This window comes from Citrobacter sp. Cpo012 (assembly GCF_030333015.1).
GTDB lineage: Bacteria > Pseudomonadota > Gammaproteobacteria > Enterobacterales > Enterobacteriaceae > Citrobacter > Citrobacter portucalensis.
This window is the reverse complement of sequence record NZ_JAOWGR010000037.1, coordinates 99,224-111,950: the sequence shown is the minus strand read 5'-3', so window position 1 is coordinate 111,950 and position 12,727 is coordinate 99,224. Positions and strand designations below refer to the sequence as shown.

The following is a 12,727-nucleotide window of genomic DNA, read 5'->3' as shown; positions in this document are numbered from 1 at the left end:
CGCTATTTCAGCTTTTCGTGAAGCTCAATCAGTTCAGTCACCAGCTCACGCGCCAGCATTGATGTCATCAGGTGGTCCTGTGCGTGGACCAGCACCAGGCTGACTTTCATTTTACCTTCGCCCTGATCGCCTTCAATCAATTTCGTTTGCACGAGGTGCGCTTCGTTCAGCGCCAGACGAGACTGGTCCATCATGGCCCTGGCCGACTCAAAATCACCTTGCTTGGCCATTTTGAGTGCGCCGTACGCCAGGCTACGCGCCTGACCGGAGTTGATGATGAGGCCCATCACCACTTCTTCAAGTTCTTCTGCTTCTGACTGCGTGTCGACGATGTTCTCGATATCCAACATACTTTTTTCCTCTGGTTCAGTCCGGCATGACCGTAAAGCCATGCCGGATTAAATTTAGAATTTTAATGCGTTAGCGATATCTTCTTCGCTTTCTTCTTGGTCAATAACGTTCTGCGCTTTGTTGGCTACCACCACGAACGGCAGGTAAACCAGCGTTGCGATACCGAGGTTGAACAGCGCGACCAGCAGAGCAGCGACGCTACCGTTGGTGTTAAAGAACGCGCCCAAACCGGTTGGCATAGTCCACGGTGCAATGTTGGTAATCGGTGGAATAATGCCTGAGTAGTAAGCTGCCAGCGTAATCGCCGCCAGAATCGGTTGCACCAGAATGAACGGGATAAACATCACCGGGTTCATGATGATCGGCAGACCGAACAGGATAGGTTCGTTAATCTGGAACAGACCTGACGGCAGTGCCAACTTAGCAACCTGACGATAGTCAGGACGACGCGATGCCAGGAAGATAGCGATAATCAGACCCAGCGTTGCTCCGCTACCCCCAAGGAAAATATAGGAGTCGAGCATCGGTTTCGCCCAGACGTGGAACGTCTTACCGGCTTCCAGCGCGGCATCTACGGAACCAAACTGTTGGTAGATAGAGATGTTTTCCAGCGCCCATGGCGTCATGATACCGCTGTCCAGCGCAGTCAGCGCCAGTGAACCGTGAATACCGAAGAACCACAGCAGCGGAACAAAAATCACGTAGGCCCAGCCCACCACGCTGCCCAACGACGCCAGCGGAGTTGAAATGGAATCCATAATGATTTGGTGGAAGTTCGTACCCCAGGTGTTCAGTGCCCAGGCGATGATCCCCATAATGGAGAGGATAAGGAAGCCAGGAATCAGCGCAGAGAAAGAGCGCGATACGGATGTCGGTACGCTATCAGGTAATTTAATGACCCAATTGCGACGAACCACAAAGGTGAACATTTCCGCGACTGCAAGACCGATAATTATACCGGAAATAATATTGGCACCGCCGAGCCAGTTCGCGCCAACGGCATAGGCTTCACCCACGCTATAAGGCGTTACGGTCATAAACGCGGCGACGGATAACAGCCCGGCAGCTAGTGAGTCGACTTTACGTTCTTCTGCCAGCGCCATGCCGATAAAGAACGGTGCCATCAATGACATGATACCCAGCGTACCGTTATAGACGTTTCCACCAATGCCTTTCAAGCTATTCAAAGTTTCAATAGTTGAAGCATCAAGTCGAATGCCCATTGAATAAAAAAACGACCCCTCCCCAAAGCTCAGGAAAACGTTATTGATTAATACAAACATGGCCCCTGCGAGGGTTAACGGCATTAAACGAATAAAACCGTTCTTGATTGCATTAACGTGTGGCTGCTTTCCAATTTTTACAGCAAAAGGAAGGAGTACCTTTTCAAGTGAAGCAATAGCGTTACTCATAGAAAAATACCCTTAAATACCGCAATTAATAATTGCGGTGAATGTTAATGAAATAACTCTTTGACGGGAAAAATTAAAATAAAATAATTAATTTGCTGCGGCTTTTTTAATTGCTGCAACAGCAGCCTTAAGCACGCCTAAACCATCGACTTTGCCATACAGCAGCGAGTCAATCACTTCCACAGGCTTGTTGGGTAACAAACGCTGAATTTCGGGCAACATATAAGCAATTTGTGGACCTAATAACACGACATCGGCGACAGGACCTTTTTCTCCGGCCAGCGTTTCAGGAAATGCTTCAATAATAACCGGCACTTCGTATTTTTCGGCCTGAGCACGCATCTTCGAAACCAACAATGAAGTCGACATGCCCGCAGAACAAAACAGATAAATGTGTTTCTTTTCCATTAAAACGATCCTCATGTGCGATTATCTGTCAACCAGACACTCCGCAAGCCATAACCTGCATCCATGCTCTGGGTAACTTGCGTCAGCTAAATTACTTTTTTAGGTGGCTGAAATGAGTATACGGGATTGCACCGGTGGATGGTATTTCCTTGACCAACTAAATTGTCTCTCCTTGACCTGTCGTTATGACCCCCCTCACATTTCGGGCAAATAATTCGCGGCAATAAATAAGATCGTTCGGCACAAAAAAACCGGCACGATGGCCGGTTCTTCTGAATGCTCAGGCAATAAGCAGTTGTTACTTCTTCGCCGCCTGCGGGTCAGTGTCGTACTCTGCGCAGGTCTGGTAACCGGAGTTAATCACATGTCCGGTGTCGTCTAAAGCAACAAAATAGGTTTCAGCTTTACCATCTCGTTGACCCAGGATGTAGGTCTGGCATGTCCCGCGCGCATGAATCATACTGACTTCAGAAGAAGGTTTACCGGCAATCTGCGCCACCTGCGCCCTGCTCATCCCTTTCTTCACATCTTTCACCACGGGCTGAACAAATTGGTCTTTGGTGCGATCGTAGGCCGTACATCCTGCCAGCATAGTCAAAACAGCCGCTGCGCTTAGAATTCCTGTTAGGTTCTTGTTCATATTCCGTCCTCTTGTATTTCAGCGTGTTATATAAGCCTGGAGCACAACAACACATTTTTCAAGCAATCAGATGATACTTAGGTCGTTTCGGAAAATTCTATTAAAACAAAATGATGTTAGATCAGGCCTGCATCCCTTGTCGTTTGGGTCCCAACGCGTTAGCTTTAACACATCATTTTTTTGATCATTTCATTTTTCGGAGGGGGTTAAATGACTCTGCAGCAAGAGATAATCCAGGCGCTTGGCGCAAAACCGCAAATTAATGCAGAAGAGGAAATTCGCCGCAGCGTGGATTTCTTGAAATCCTACCTGCAAACCTACCCTTTTCTGAAATCACTGGTATTAGGGATAAGCGGCGGACAGGACTCAACGCTCGCGGGAAAACTTTGCCAGATGGCTATTTCCGAGCTTCGCGAAGAAACGGGGAGTGACACGCTGCAGTTTATTGCCGTACGTCTGCCGTATGGCGTTCAGGCTGATGAACAGGACTGTCAGGATGCCATCGCCTTTATCCAACCGGACCGCGTGCTCACAGTAAATATTAAGGGTGCGGTACTGGCCAGTGAACAGGCCCTGCGTGAAGCGGGTATTGAACTGAGCGATTTTGTCCGTGGCAATGAAAAAGCCCGTGAACGTATGAAGGCCCAGTACAGTATCGCCGGAATGACCAGCGGTGTTGTCGTGGGTACCGATCATGCAGCAGAAGCCATCACCGGATTTTTCACCAAATACGGCGATGGCGGTACTGACATTAACCCTATTTTCCGCCTGAACAAGCGTCAGGGTAAGCAGCTGCTTGCCGCGCTGGGTTGCCCGGAACATTTATATAAGAAAGCGCCAACCGCCGACCTCGAAGACGATCGCCCTTCTCTGCCGGATGAAGCCGCATTAGGCGTCACCTATGACAACATCGACGATTATCTGGAAGGAAAAACGCTGGCTGCCGACATCGCGAAAAAAATTGAAGGCTGGTATCTGAAGACCGAGCACAAACGTCGCACACCGATCACGGTGTTTGATGACTTCTGGAAAAAAGCGTAATTTTTTTAATCACATATCGCCGGATAGCACTGGGATCACCGCTGTCCGGCCCCTCTTCCTGGTCTGATGCCGCTTTTTTAATCGGTTTCAAACTGCTACACTGGATGAATAACCAGCATCCGGAGTGAGAAGTGGTACGGCGTCAATCAGCCCCACGCCTGACATTTGAGGCAGCGGCAATCTATGAATATCCTGAACACCTGCGTCCATTTTTGAGTGCGCTTCCCACCGCGCCAGGCGTCTATCTGTTTCACAGTGAAAGCGACACTATGCCGCTCTACATTGGTAAAAGCGTCAATATTCGCAGCCGCGTGCTGGCACACCTGCGTACCGCAGACGAAGCGGCAATGCTGCGTCAGGCCAAACGCATTAGCTGGATTTGTACGGCGGGAGAAATTGGTGCCCTGCTGCTGGAAGCGCGGTTGATCAAAGAACAACAGCCGTTGTTTAATAAACGACTGCGGCGCAATCGTCAGCTTTGCGCCTTGCAGCTTACCGACCGAACTGTTCAGATTGTCTACGCACGAGATATTGATTTCTCCCATGCACCCAATCTGTTTGGCCTGTTTGCCAATCGTCGCGCAGCGCTACAAGCGTTGCAAAGCCTCGCGGATGAACAACAGCTGTGCTACGGCCTGTTGGGGCTGGAACCCCTGAGTCGCGGGCGCGCCTGTTTTCGCTCCGCGCTTAAACGCTGCGCCGGAGCGTGCTGCGGAAAAGAGAGTCATGAAGCGCATCATTTGCGTCTGTTAGCGGCGCTGGAAAGAGTGAGAGTGATTTGCTGGCCATGGAGCAATGCTATTGCACTGCAGGAAACCGGCGCTGAAATGACACAGTACCATATCATCAACAACTGGCTGTGGCTGGGAGTCGTTTCAACGCTGGATGAAGCGGCTACCCTGGCGCGTATGCCGGCAGGCTTTGACCATGATGGCTACAAAATTCTCTGCCGGCCTGTTCTGTCTGGTCAATATGACATTATTGAACTGCATCCGGAGAATGCCCCGGCATCCAGTTAATCTCGCTGAACAGCAATTTTCCCTCGCGCTCCAGCAGTCGTAATGTGTGTTTGCCGTCATGCCAGCTCGCACCCTGGTCGGCCGTCAGCAGTTTATCACCCAGTTGCCATGCACCACTGATAACAAACACCACGCCGCCGCGTGAACCAAAGGTCGTAAAGGTGCGATCGGCCACTCTGACTTTTGCCTGGCAAACATCTCGTCGGGTCATGATATTAAAATCCATCGACATCTGCCCTTCCGTCAGCTTTGCTTTTACCACCTTGTCACCGGCAAAGGTAAAAGGTTGATGCTGTTTCAGGGTATGCGTAAAGATGTTCGCTTCTTCCAGAGTGACTTCCCCTCCCTCCAGCAGCGTAATCACGCGTTCTACACCCGGGAAAAGTGAAAATTCACCGTTTGCTGCAATGGAGGCGATACTCGCCCGCCAGTGAAAATCTCGTGTTGCTGGCGGAAAACAGCAAATCTCACGCGTTTCCCCCGCACCATTCCGCCAGAGGTTAACCGGCATTTTGCGGATATCAAAGTATTCCATCATCCCTCCAGAAAGGAGAAGCATGGCAGCCTGCCGTAAACAGACAGCCATAAATCATCATTATTATGTTCACCCTGCAGATTATTGTTATCGGCAGCAGAGTTGATTTGCCTTAGCGATGAACCCGGCATTTTGCAAAAAAGAATAACGCGCTGATCCAGGTAGAATTTTCGCGGGCTTCAGGAGAATAGCGTGTCGTGCGTCCGGTGCAATAGGCAGAAATGAAAAAACCGCCGATCCTGCCCACATCGTTATACGTGTTGTGGACAAGAGCGGCGGTCTTGAGTTTGGTTTCACACTGTGCGGCAATCAGCGCGACACAATGTGAATGATTTAGTGTAGACGCTGATCGATTACTCGGCAGCTTCCGGCATTTTACCTTTCTGCGCTGCACGTTCTGTCAGACGCTTCTCAAAATTGGCATTAAACTGCTTTTTCTGTTCCGGGGTCAGAATGTTGTAAATTTTGTTCTGGGTTTCCATATGCGCCAGCATGTTGGCTTTGCGCTGTTCTTCCATCTTCGCAATCTGCGCTTCGGCTTTCGCTTTATCGAAGCTATCGCTGGCGATGATATCGTGCATTGCACGGCGTTCTTCCAGCGGCGGACGTTTCATCTGATCGCGCTGGCCTTTCATGATCTCGCGAATCTGCTGTTTCTGAGCGTCAGTCAGATTCAGGTCTTTAAACATCATGTCGTGATGCGGGGCAAATTTGCCGTTGTGGTGCATCATCGGTTTAGCATCCGCTGGTGCAGCTGTTGTAGTGTCAGCAGCATGAGCCAGGTTCGCAGCACCCAGCGCCAGAGTAGAGGCAACAAACAGAGCAGTCAGTTTACGCATAATTTCTATCCTTTCTTTCAGTTATTTTTACGACACTCATGCGACTCTTATGCAATGTGATGTCGTGTTGACGAGAGTAACTTTACCGGCTTAATCGTCAATTAATCAGAGCAACGGTAAAACCGTGAAAGTGTAAAAAACAAACTTTCATCAATTATGGAGAAAAAAAGAATAAATTGCGTAGAGTTGAAATTAAAAATTACAAGCGGATGATTTTGAAAGGATTATGAAGAACTATACCTGAACCATGATTATTAAGAAAGCAACTCACCAGGAATAATCCGTAATAAATAAAAACAGCACGTAAAAATAAGCCCTTAGGGATAAACCTGAGGGCGAATATATTTATCACAACTTTTCGAGCATCAATCCGGCACGTAAACCACAGGCCACGTTAGGGTTGGGAAAGAGAACGTATTCAACATCATGGGTGACGATAAAACGTTCATCTCCGTCCTGCGCCAGCAAGGTGCCTTCTTTAAAGGGGGTAAAGTTTAGCGTCTGGTTATCCATGTGGAGAATGAAATCGTCGCTACGACGCGTGATTTGCGACACCACGCGATAACGCAGCGGGGATATTTCTCTCGTCGACCCTCGTTCACCCCGCAGCAGTTTCTCCAGTGCGTCTGCCGTTTGTGCAAACTGGGTGAGATCGTTTTGTCCAAACGGCAGCGCTTTACCCAGTTCCAACGTACAGGCCAACGCACCAAAATGTTCCCCGCTAAAATGGGTGAACGTGCCGCCAGGCGTCTGATGGAAAACCAGCGCTTCCAGTCCCGCATCTCCCAGCCATTCAAGAAAATCCTCGTCCCAGGCAACGTTGCGTTGTGGCAATACGCCAAAGCGCAGATGCTGTGAACCGCGGATCGCGGTGTGCAGATCCAGATGCCAGCGCACAGACTCCTTTGCGCGCGAATAGAAATCTTCAAGACACAGCTCAAGCTCGTGGGCTCGGTGCGTTTCTTCACTCGCGGTAAAAATCTGCCACCGGCCGCCAAACATACGATTCAGGTCGCTATGACAATATCGTTTTCCCGCAGCCAGCGCCTGCGGGTTTCCCAGAATCACCAGCAGCCGCCATGTCAGTGTCAGCTCGCCGCTAAACAGACTGGAAAGCAATGAATCGAGTATCTCTACCGGCGCGGTTTCATTGCCATGGATCCCCGCAGACAGCACCAGTGAATGTTCAACGGGTGCAAGCGGCGTCAGTTCCAGAATTCCGTGACCGATCCACTGCCAGTCAAAACCATGAGTGGTTCCTTGCGTTTTCTCTGGAGTGGCGCCTGCGAGCGTGATCGCCAGAAAGTTATCCATGGCGCATCCCCTCCTGCTGGAAAGGATACACTGAGCCGAGGTTGAGCAATTGCGTCAGCGTATCCAGCGCTTCACGCCCCTCGCGCAATAGCTGTGGGTCGGCAAGGTCGGCAGCGGTAAGACGATCGCGATAGTAACGATCAACCCAGTTATTCAACGTGTTAAACAGCGTGTCGTTCATGATAACCGCCGGATTCACCGCCTGCTGTTCCATCGGAGTGAGCACCACTCTCAGGCGCAAGCATGCCGGACCACCGCCGTTGGACATACTTTCACGCAGATCGAATACCCGCAGGTCATCGATCGGATTGTCTTCCTCGAGAAGCCGGTTCAAATACCGCCACACGCCAGCATGCTCCCGACACTCCTGCGGCAGGACCAGCATCATCGAACCGTCACTACGACTCAGCAACTGACTGTTAAACAGATAAGTGGTCACGGCATCCTGCACCGACACTTCCGCTGTCGGGACTTCCAGCGGGGTAAAACCTGCCACCTGACTGCGCAACTGCTCTAACAATGCCTGCTGTCTGACAAACGCCTGCTGATGACAAAACAGCACCTGGCGATTCGATACCGCAATCACATCGTTATGGAACACGCCAAGATCGATAACGTCCGGGTTTTGCTGGGCAAAAATGCGCTGATGTGGGTTGACCTGATTCAGTCGCGCGACCGCTTCGCTGGCCTCACGGGATTGCCTTGCCGGATAGCGCTTCGGTTGGGATGCATTGCCTTCTTCACGACCGTAAACAAACAGCTGTACGCCGGGGTCACCGTAATCTCCACCCAGGCGGTTATGGTTTGCCGCCCCTTCATCACCGAAAAGCGCAACCTGGGGCAACGCGCCGTGGACCGCAAAGCTATTCTCATCACGGAAAATCGCCCGTAACAATGCTTCGGTAGTAGGCGCTTCCAGTGAACGGTGGAACTTATTATTCAGATTCGCCACCGTCAGATGCACTTTCCCGTCCAGCGAGTCTGCCGAAGGGCAAACCGTTGCCGCATTCGCTACCCACATAGGCGATGCGGAGCTGGCACTGGAGAGCCAGTGAGGCGCCTGACGCGACACTTTCTCCAGCACCTGTTCGTCACTGCCGCTAAAACCCAACTGACGCAGAACCGGAATATAAGGCCGCTCGTGGGGCGGGATCACCGCCTGAGGAAATCCCGCATCCGCCAGCGCTTTCATCTTTAGCAGACCTTGCTTTGCCGCCAGACGCGGGTTCGACACCTGAAATCGATGTTTGGTTGAGGCCTCATTACCAAATGACAATCCAGCATAGTGGTGAGTCAGTCCCACCAGACCATCAAAATTTACCTCACGGGCTTTCATAGCTTATCCTCGCGAGAAAAATCCAGTCCGGGGCTAAGCGCCGTTGGCAGCGTTAGGGCCGGGGATTCCAGACTTGCCATCGGCCAGGCGCAATAATCTGCGGCATACCACGCGCTGGCGCGATGGTTCCCGGAAGCGCCTACACCGCCAAACGGTGCGGTACTCGCAGCGCCGGTTAACGGCTTATTCCAGTTGACGATCCCTGCCCGCGCCTCCAACAGTAGCTGTTCAAACTGGCCGCGATCGGGCGAAACTAACCCACACGACAATCCAAAGCGGGTGTTGTTCGCCAGACGAATCGCATCATCAAAGCTGTCATAACGCCAGACGCCGAGCAGCGGACCGAAAACCTCTTCATCAGGTACGTTCCCCGCCCCGGTCAGTTCGATGATTCCAGGGGTCAGCAGTGACGTTCCGGCATTTACCAGACGTGGCGCTAACAACGTACGGCCGCCCAACGACGCCAGATGCTGCCAGGCATCATAGACGTGCTGCGCGGCCTGTTCGGAAATCAGTCCACCCATAAATGGCTGCGGTTGTGCATCCCAGTTGCCGGGCACTAAACGCTGACTAACCTCCACCAGACGCGTCAGGAACGCATCACCCTGCGCGCCTTTTTTTACGAGCAGGCGGCGGGCACAGGTACAGCGCTGTCCGGCGGTGACAAATGCGGATTGAATAGTCAGATGCACCGCGGCATCAATATCCTCCGGATTCTCAATAATCAGCGGGTTGTTGCCCCCCATCTCCAGGGCAAGGATTTTTTCCGGCTGGCCGGATAACTGCTTATGCAGCTGATAACCGGTATTCGCACTGCCGGTAAACAGCAGGCCATCGAGGTCTTCCAGCGCACTCAGCGCCTGCCCCGTTTCACGTCCGCCCTGCACCAGATTCAGCACGCCCGGCGGCAACCCCGCCTGCTCCCACAGTTTTATTACTGCTTCACCGGTCCACGGCGTCAACTCGCTGGGTTTGAAAATCAACGTATTGCCTGCCAGCAATGCCGGAACAATATGACCATTTGGTAAATGTCCGGGGAAGTTATACGGACCAAAAACCGCCAGCACGCCGTGTGGGCGATGGCGCAACGTTGCCGCACCATCCGGTAGTTCGCTGTGCTGCTCACCGGTACGGGCGTGATAAGCTTTGACGGAGATGGCGATTTTATTGATCATCGCCGTCAGTTCAGTCGCGGCTTCCCAATGAGGTTTTCCGGTTTCCTTGGCGATAATCTGAGTTAGCTCGGCTTTATTGCTTTCCAGCAATAAAGCAAACTTTTCAACAATAGTCTGGCGTGCGCTGAAAGGCTGTTTAGCCCAACCGGCAAAGGCTGCGCGTGCGGCCTGGCACGCTTGCGTCACCTGCATTGCATCTGCATCATTACCGTGCCACAGCACATCACCGCTTACCGGGTTGGTTTTCACCCGACGCTCGCCCAGACCCGTCACCCAGTCACCGTTTATCCATAGTGTCATGCTGTTTTCTCCTCTGCACAAAGACGTACAAAACGTACATGGTCGCCCGCGTGGCATTTCAGGGCATCCAGTTGCGCCGCCGTCAGTACCAGACGTTGGGTATCCGGGTCTGCGCGAACCAGCATGACGCGGAAATTTTGATAGTTTTCATTGGCAACCAGACAGGCCGGATAATCGCCGGTTGCTGGCTGACCTTCCGCCACTTCCACCAGCCTGCTTTTACGAATAGCCCGAACCCGGTCGATATCGCATTCCAGCGTTGGCCCGCCGTCGAAAATATCGACATAGTTGCGGTAGCGAAATCCTTCTTTCTCCAGCACCGCCCGCGCCGGGGCAGTTTGCGGATGCACCTGACCAATCACGCCTTGCGCTTCATCAGACAGAAAATGGGTATAAATAGGATGCTTGGGCATCAGTTCAGCAATAAAGGCTTTCTGCCCTGTCCCGCAGAGAAAATCCGCCCGGCTGAACTCCATTGAGAAAAAGCGTTTACCAAGGCTTTGCCAGAACGGCGAGTAACCGTGCTCATCAATCACGCCGCGCATTTCGGCCACGACTTTCTCATTAAATCGGTCGCGAAAAGCCGCCATAAACATAAAGCGCGATTTTGACAGCAAATAGCCGTTGCCTTCTTTTCGCCAGTCCGGATCGAGAAACAGCGTGCAAAGCTCGCTGCTACCCGTGTGATCGTTACTCAGAAACAGTGTCGGCAGCGCGTTATAGACATTCAGCTCTTTCGAGGCGTGGACCAGGGTACCAACCCGGTAGTTGTACCAGGGATCGTTAAGCCCTACCGCTACCTCAATGGCGCAAATCCCGGCCACGGTTCCGCTGGTACTGTCTTCAAGCACAAACACATATCCCTGCTCACTTTTTGGCAACTCACCGCGCCAGGTTTGGAGTGAACGTTCGATACGCGCCATCAGCGTAGCTTCATTCGCCGGTAGCGAGGTCAACCCGCCGCCGGTCTTACTGGCAAGCTGCATCAACGCGGTGATATCCGCGCGTTCAATGGGACGAATCACCATCATGATGAACCTCCTGCTTTAATGCGTTCGCAGGCCAGCGCAAAGCGATCCAGTCCGGTGGCGACTTCTTCTTCGCTGACGTTGAGCGCTGGCGCAAAACGCACCACGTTAGCGCCAGCGATCAGTACCATCACCCCGGCAACAGCCGCTTCTTGCGAGATGAGTTTCGCTTTCCCGGCAAATTCCGCGTTCAGCACGCAGCCGATCAGCAGTCCGAGTCCACGAATTTCACTAAACAGTCCAAAACGTTCGTTAATGGCGTTTATACGCTCCACAAACCAGTCGTGGCGCTGTTTTACTCCGTTGAGCACTTCCGGTGTATTCACAATTTCCAGCAATTTACCTGCCACCGCCGTAGCCAGCGGGTTTCCGCCGTACGTTGTACCGTGTGTGCCAACCGTCATCACGCTGGCGCAACGCTCTGTCGCCAGCAGTGCGCCGATAGGGAAACCACCGCCCAGCGCTTTTGCTGTCGTCAGAAGATCCGGCGTCACGCCGTAGTGCATATAGGCATACAGTTCCCCGGTACGGCCAACGCCGGTCTGAACTTCATCAAAAATCAGCAGCGCATTATGGCGATCGCATAACTCACGTAGCCCCTGCAAAAAGGCTTTTGTTGCCGGTACCACACCGCCTTCACCCTGCACAGGCTCCACGATAACCGCACAGGTGGTGTCATCAATCAGTTGGCTGGCAGAATCGAGATCGTTGTATACTGCATGACGGATATCCGGCGGCAGCGGCGCGAAATCCTGTGAGTAGGCAGGCTGTCCTCCGGCGCTGACGGTAAACAGCGTGCGTCCATGGAAAGCATTTTTAAACGCTACAATCCCGCTCTTCTGACTGCCAAAACGATCGTGGGCATATTTACGCGCCAGTTTTAGTGCCGCTTCGTTGGCTTCTGCACCGGAGTTACAGAAGAAAATGCGCTCGGCGAAGGTGGCGTCAATCAGCTTTTTCGCCAGACGCAGTACCGGCTCGTTGGTGTAGCCATTTCCCGTATGCCAGAATTTGCTCGCCTGGTCGTTTAATGCCTCGCGCAATGCCGGGTGGGCGTGACCCAGCGCGTTAACCGCAATGCCTCCCGCGAAATCGATATACTCTTTACCCTGCTGATCCCACAGACGTGAACCTTCACCCCGCACCGGAATAAAAGGGGCCGGAGCATATACGGGCATCATCCATTCATCAAAATTTTCACGCGTAATTGACAGAGACATAGCGACCTCAACGGTAAATAAAAGGTTATTTATATGTTAATAAATATAGTGTTTGCGGTGTAAATGTAGATTGCAGGGTTCGTGCCAGCCAGCGAAAAAAGTGCATAAA

At 52.1% G+C, this 12,727-nt stretch carries 13 protein-coding genes; 2 read left to right on the top strand and 11 right to left on the bottom strand.

Translation table 11 applies throughout. From position 1 onward, the window contains the following. Positions 1-2: 2 nt before the first annotated feature. From chbA to osmE, 4 genes are all read right to left on the bottom strand, one after another. Positions 3-350: a PTS N,N'-diacetylchitobiose transporter subunit IIA gene (gene chbA, locus OGX90_RS10415; RefSeq protein WP_048214339.1), complete on the bottom strand. Its 348-nt coding sequence runs from the start codon at positions 348-350 to the stop codon at positions 3-5. 54 nt (positions 351-404) lie between these two features. After that, positions 405-1,763 carry a PTS N,N'-diacetylchitobiose transporter subunit IIC gene (chbC, locus tag OGX90_RS10410; protein WP_003030619.1) on the bottom strand — a complete coding sequence of 453 codons (1,359 nt, stop codon included), beginning with the start codon at positions 1,761-1,763 and terminating at the stop codon, positions 405-407. Positions 1,764-1,850: 87 nt separating this feature from the next. After that, positions 1,851-2,171, bottom strand: coding sequence for a PTS N,N'-diacetylchitobiose transporter subunit IIB (chbB, locus tag OGX90_RS10405; protein ID WP_003832547.1), 321 nt, complete (start codon positions 2,169-2,171; stop codon positions 1,851-1,853). Between the two features lie 298 nt (positions 2,172-2,469). Beyond that, positions 2,470-2,811, bottom strand: coding sequence for an osmotically-inducible lipoprotein OsmE (gene osmE / locus OGX90_RS10400; RefSeq protein ID WP_003030621.1), 342 nt, complete (start codon positions 2,809-2,811; stop codon positions 2,470-2,472). 210 nt (positions 2,812-3,021) lie between these two features. On the opposite strand from osmE, the gene nadE reads away from it, so the two are divergent. Then, on the top strand, positions 3,022-3,852 hold the full coding sequence (nadE, locus tag OGX90_RS10395; RefSeq protein ID WP_234692331.1) for an NAD(+) synthase: 831 nt from the start codon (positions 3,022-3,024) through the stop codon (positions 3,850-3,852). Between the two features lie 131 nt (positions 3,853-3,983). Next, positions 3,984-4,871 carry an excinuclease Cho gene (cho, locus tag OGX90_RS10390; RefSeq protein WP_234692332.1) on the top strand — a complete coding sequence of 296 codons (888 nt, stop codon included), beginning with the start codon at positions 3,984-3,986 and terminating at the stop codon, positions 4,869-4,871. Here cho and ves read toward each other — a convergent pair. The 7 genes from ves to astC form a co-directional block, all read right to left on the bottom strand. Next, positions 4,831-5,406 carry an environmental stress-induced protein Ves gene (gene ves / locus OGX90_RS10385; RefSeq protein ID WP_032943147.1) on the bottom strand — a complete coding sequence of 192 codons (576 nt, stop codon included), beginning with the start codon at positions 5,404-5,406 and terminating at the stop codon, positions 4,831-4,833. The genes cho and ves overlap by 41 nt on opposite strands. Positions 5,407-5,759: 353 nt before the next feature. Then, on the bottom strand, positions 5,760-6,245 hold the full coding sequence (gene spy, locus OGX90_RS10380) for an ATP-independent periplasmic protein-refolding chaperone Spy (RefSeq protein ID WP_003832537.1): 486 nt from the start codon (positions 6,243-6,245) through the stop codon (positions 5,760-5,762). Between the two features lie 348 nt (positions 6,246-6,593). Beyond that, positions 6,594-7,559 carry a succinylglutamate desuccinylase gene (astE, locus tag OGX90_RS10375; RefSeq protein ID WP_286623747.1) on the bottom strand — a complete coding sequence of 322 codons (966 nt, stop codon included), beginning with the start codon at positions 7,557-7,559 and terminating at the stop codon, positions 6,594-6,596. Continuing rightward, positions 7,552-8,895: an N-succinylarginine dihydrolase gene (gene astB, locus OGX90_RS10370; RefSeq protein WP_234692334.1), complete on the bottom strand. Its 1,344-nt coding sequence runs from the start codon at positions 8,893-8,895 to the stop codon at positions 7,552-7,554. The genes astE and astB overlap by 8 nt, the downstream gene beginning before the upstream one ends. Continuing rightward, the gene (gene astD, locus OGX90_RS10365; RefSeq protein ID WP_234610392.1) at positions 8,892-10,370 is read right to left on the bottom strand and encodes a succinylglutamate-semialdehyde dehydrogenase; all 1,479 of its coding nucleotides are present in this window, start codon (positions 10,368-10,370) and stop codon (positions 8,892-8,894) included. The genes astB and astD overlap by 4 nt, the downstream gene beginning before the upstream one ends. After that, positions 10,367-11,401: an arginine N-succinyltransferase gene (gene astA, locus OGX90_RS10360; protein ID WP_060682309.1), complete on the bottom strand. Its 1,035-nt coding sequence runs from the start codon at positions 11,399-11,401 to the stop codon at positions 10,367-10,369. The genes astD and astA overlap by 4 nt, the downstream gene beginning before the upstream one ends. After that, positions 11,398-12,618, bottom strand: a complete 1,221-nt coding sequence (astC, locus tag OGX90_RS10355; RefSeq protein WP_048214345.1) for a succinylornithine/acetylornithine transaminase — start codon at positions 12,616-12,618, stop codon at positions 11,398-11,400. Before astC ends, astA begins: the two co-directional genes overlap by 4 nt. Positions 12,619-12,727 lie beyond the last annotated feature (109 nt).

Bases quoted from the DNA above. Each gene is read 5' to 3' on its own strand.
- osmE (WP_003030621.1), bottom strand. From the start codon at position 2,811: ATGAACAAGAACCTAACAGGAATTCTAAGCGCAGCGGCTGTTTTGACT.
- spy (WP_003832537.1), bottom strand. From the start codon at position 6,245: ATGCGTAAACTGACTGCTCTGTTTGTTGCCTCTACTCTGGCGCTGGGT.
- astC (WP_048214345.1), bottom strand. From the start codon at position 12,618: ATGTCTCTGTCAATTACGCGTGAAAATTTTGATGAATGGATGATGCCC.
- chbB (WP_003832547.1), bottom strand. From the start codon at position 2,171: ATGGAAAAGAAACACATTTATCTGTTTTGTTCTGCGGGCATGTCGACT.
- nadE (WP_234692331.1), top strand. From the start codon at position 3,022: ATGACTCTGCAGCAAGAGATAATCCAGGCGCTTGGCGCAAAACCGCAA.
- ves (WP_032943147.1), bottom strand. From the start codon at position 5,406: ATGGAATACTTTGATATCCGCAAAATGCCGGTTAACCTCTGGCGGAAT.
- astB (WP_234692334.1), bottom strand. From the start codon at position 8,895: ATGAAAGCCCGTGAGGTAAATTTTGATGGTCTGGTGGGACTGACTCAC.
- astA (WP_060682309.1), bottom strand. From the start codon at position 11,401: ATGATGGTGATTCGTCCCATTGAACGCGCGGATATCACCGCGTTGATG.
- chbC (WP_003030619.1), bottom strand. From the start codon at position 1,763: ATGAGTAACGCTATTGCTTCACTTGAAAAGGTACTCCTTCCTTTTGCT.
- astD (WP_234610392.1), bottom strand. From the start codon at position 10,370: ATGACACTATGGATAAACGGTGACTGGGTGACGGGTCTGGGCGAGCGT.
- astE (WP_286623747.1), bottom strand. From the start codon at position 7,559: ATGGATAACTTTCTGGCGATCACGCTCGCAGGCGCCACTCCAGAGAAA.
- chbA (WP_048214339.1), bottom strand. From the start codon at position 350: ATGTTGGATATCGAGAACATCGTCGACACGCAGTCAGAAGCAGAAGAA.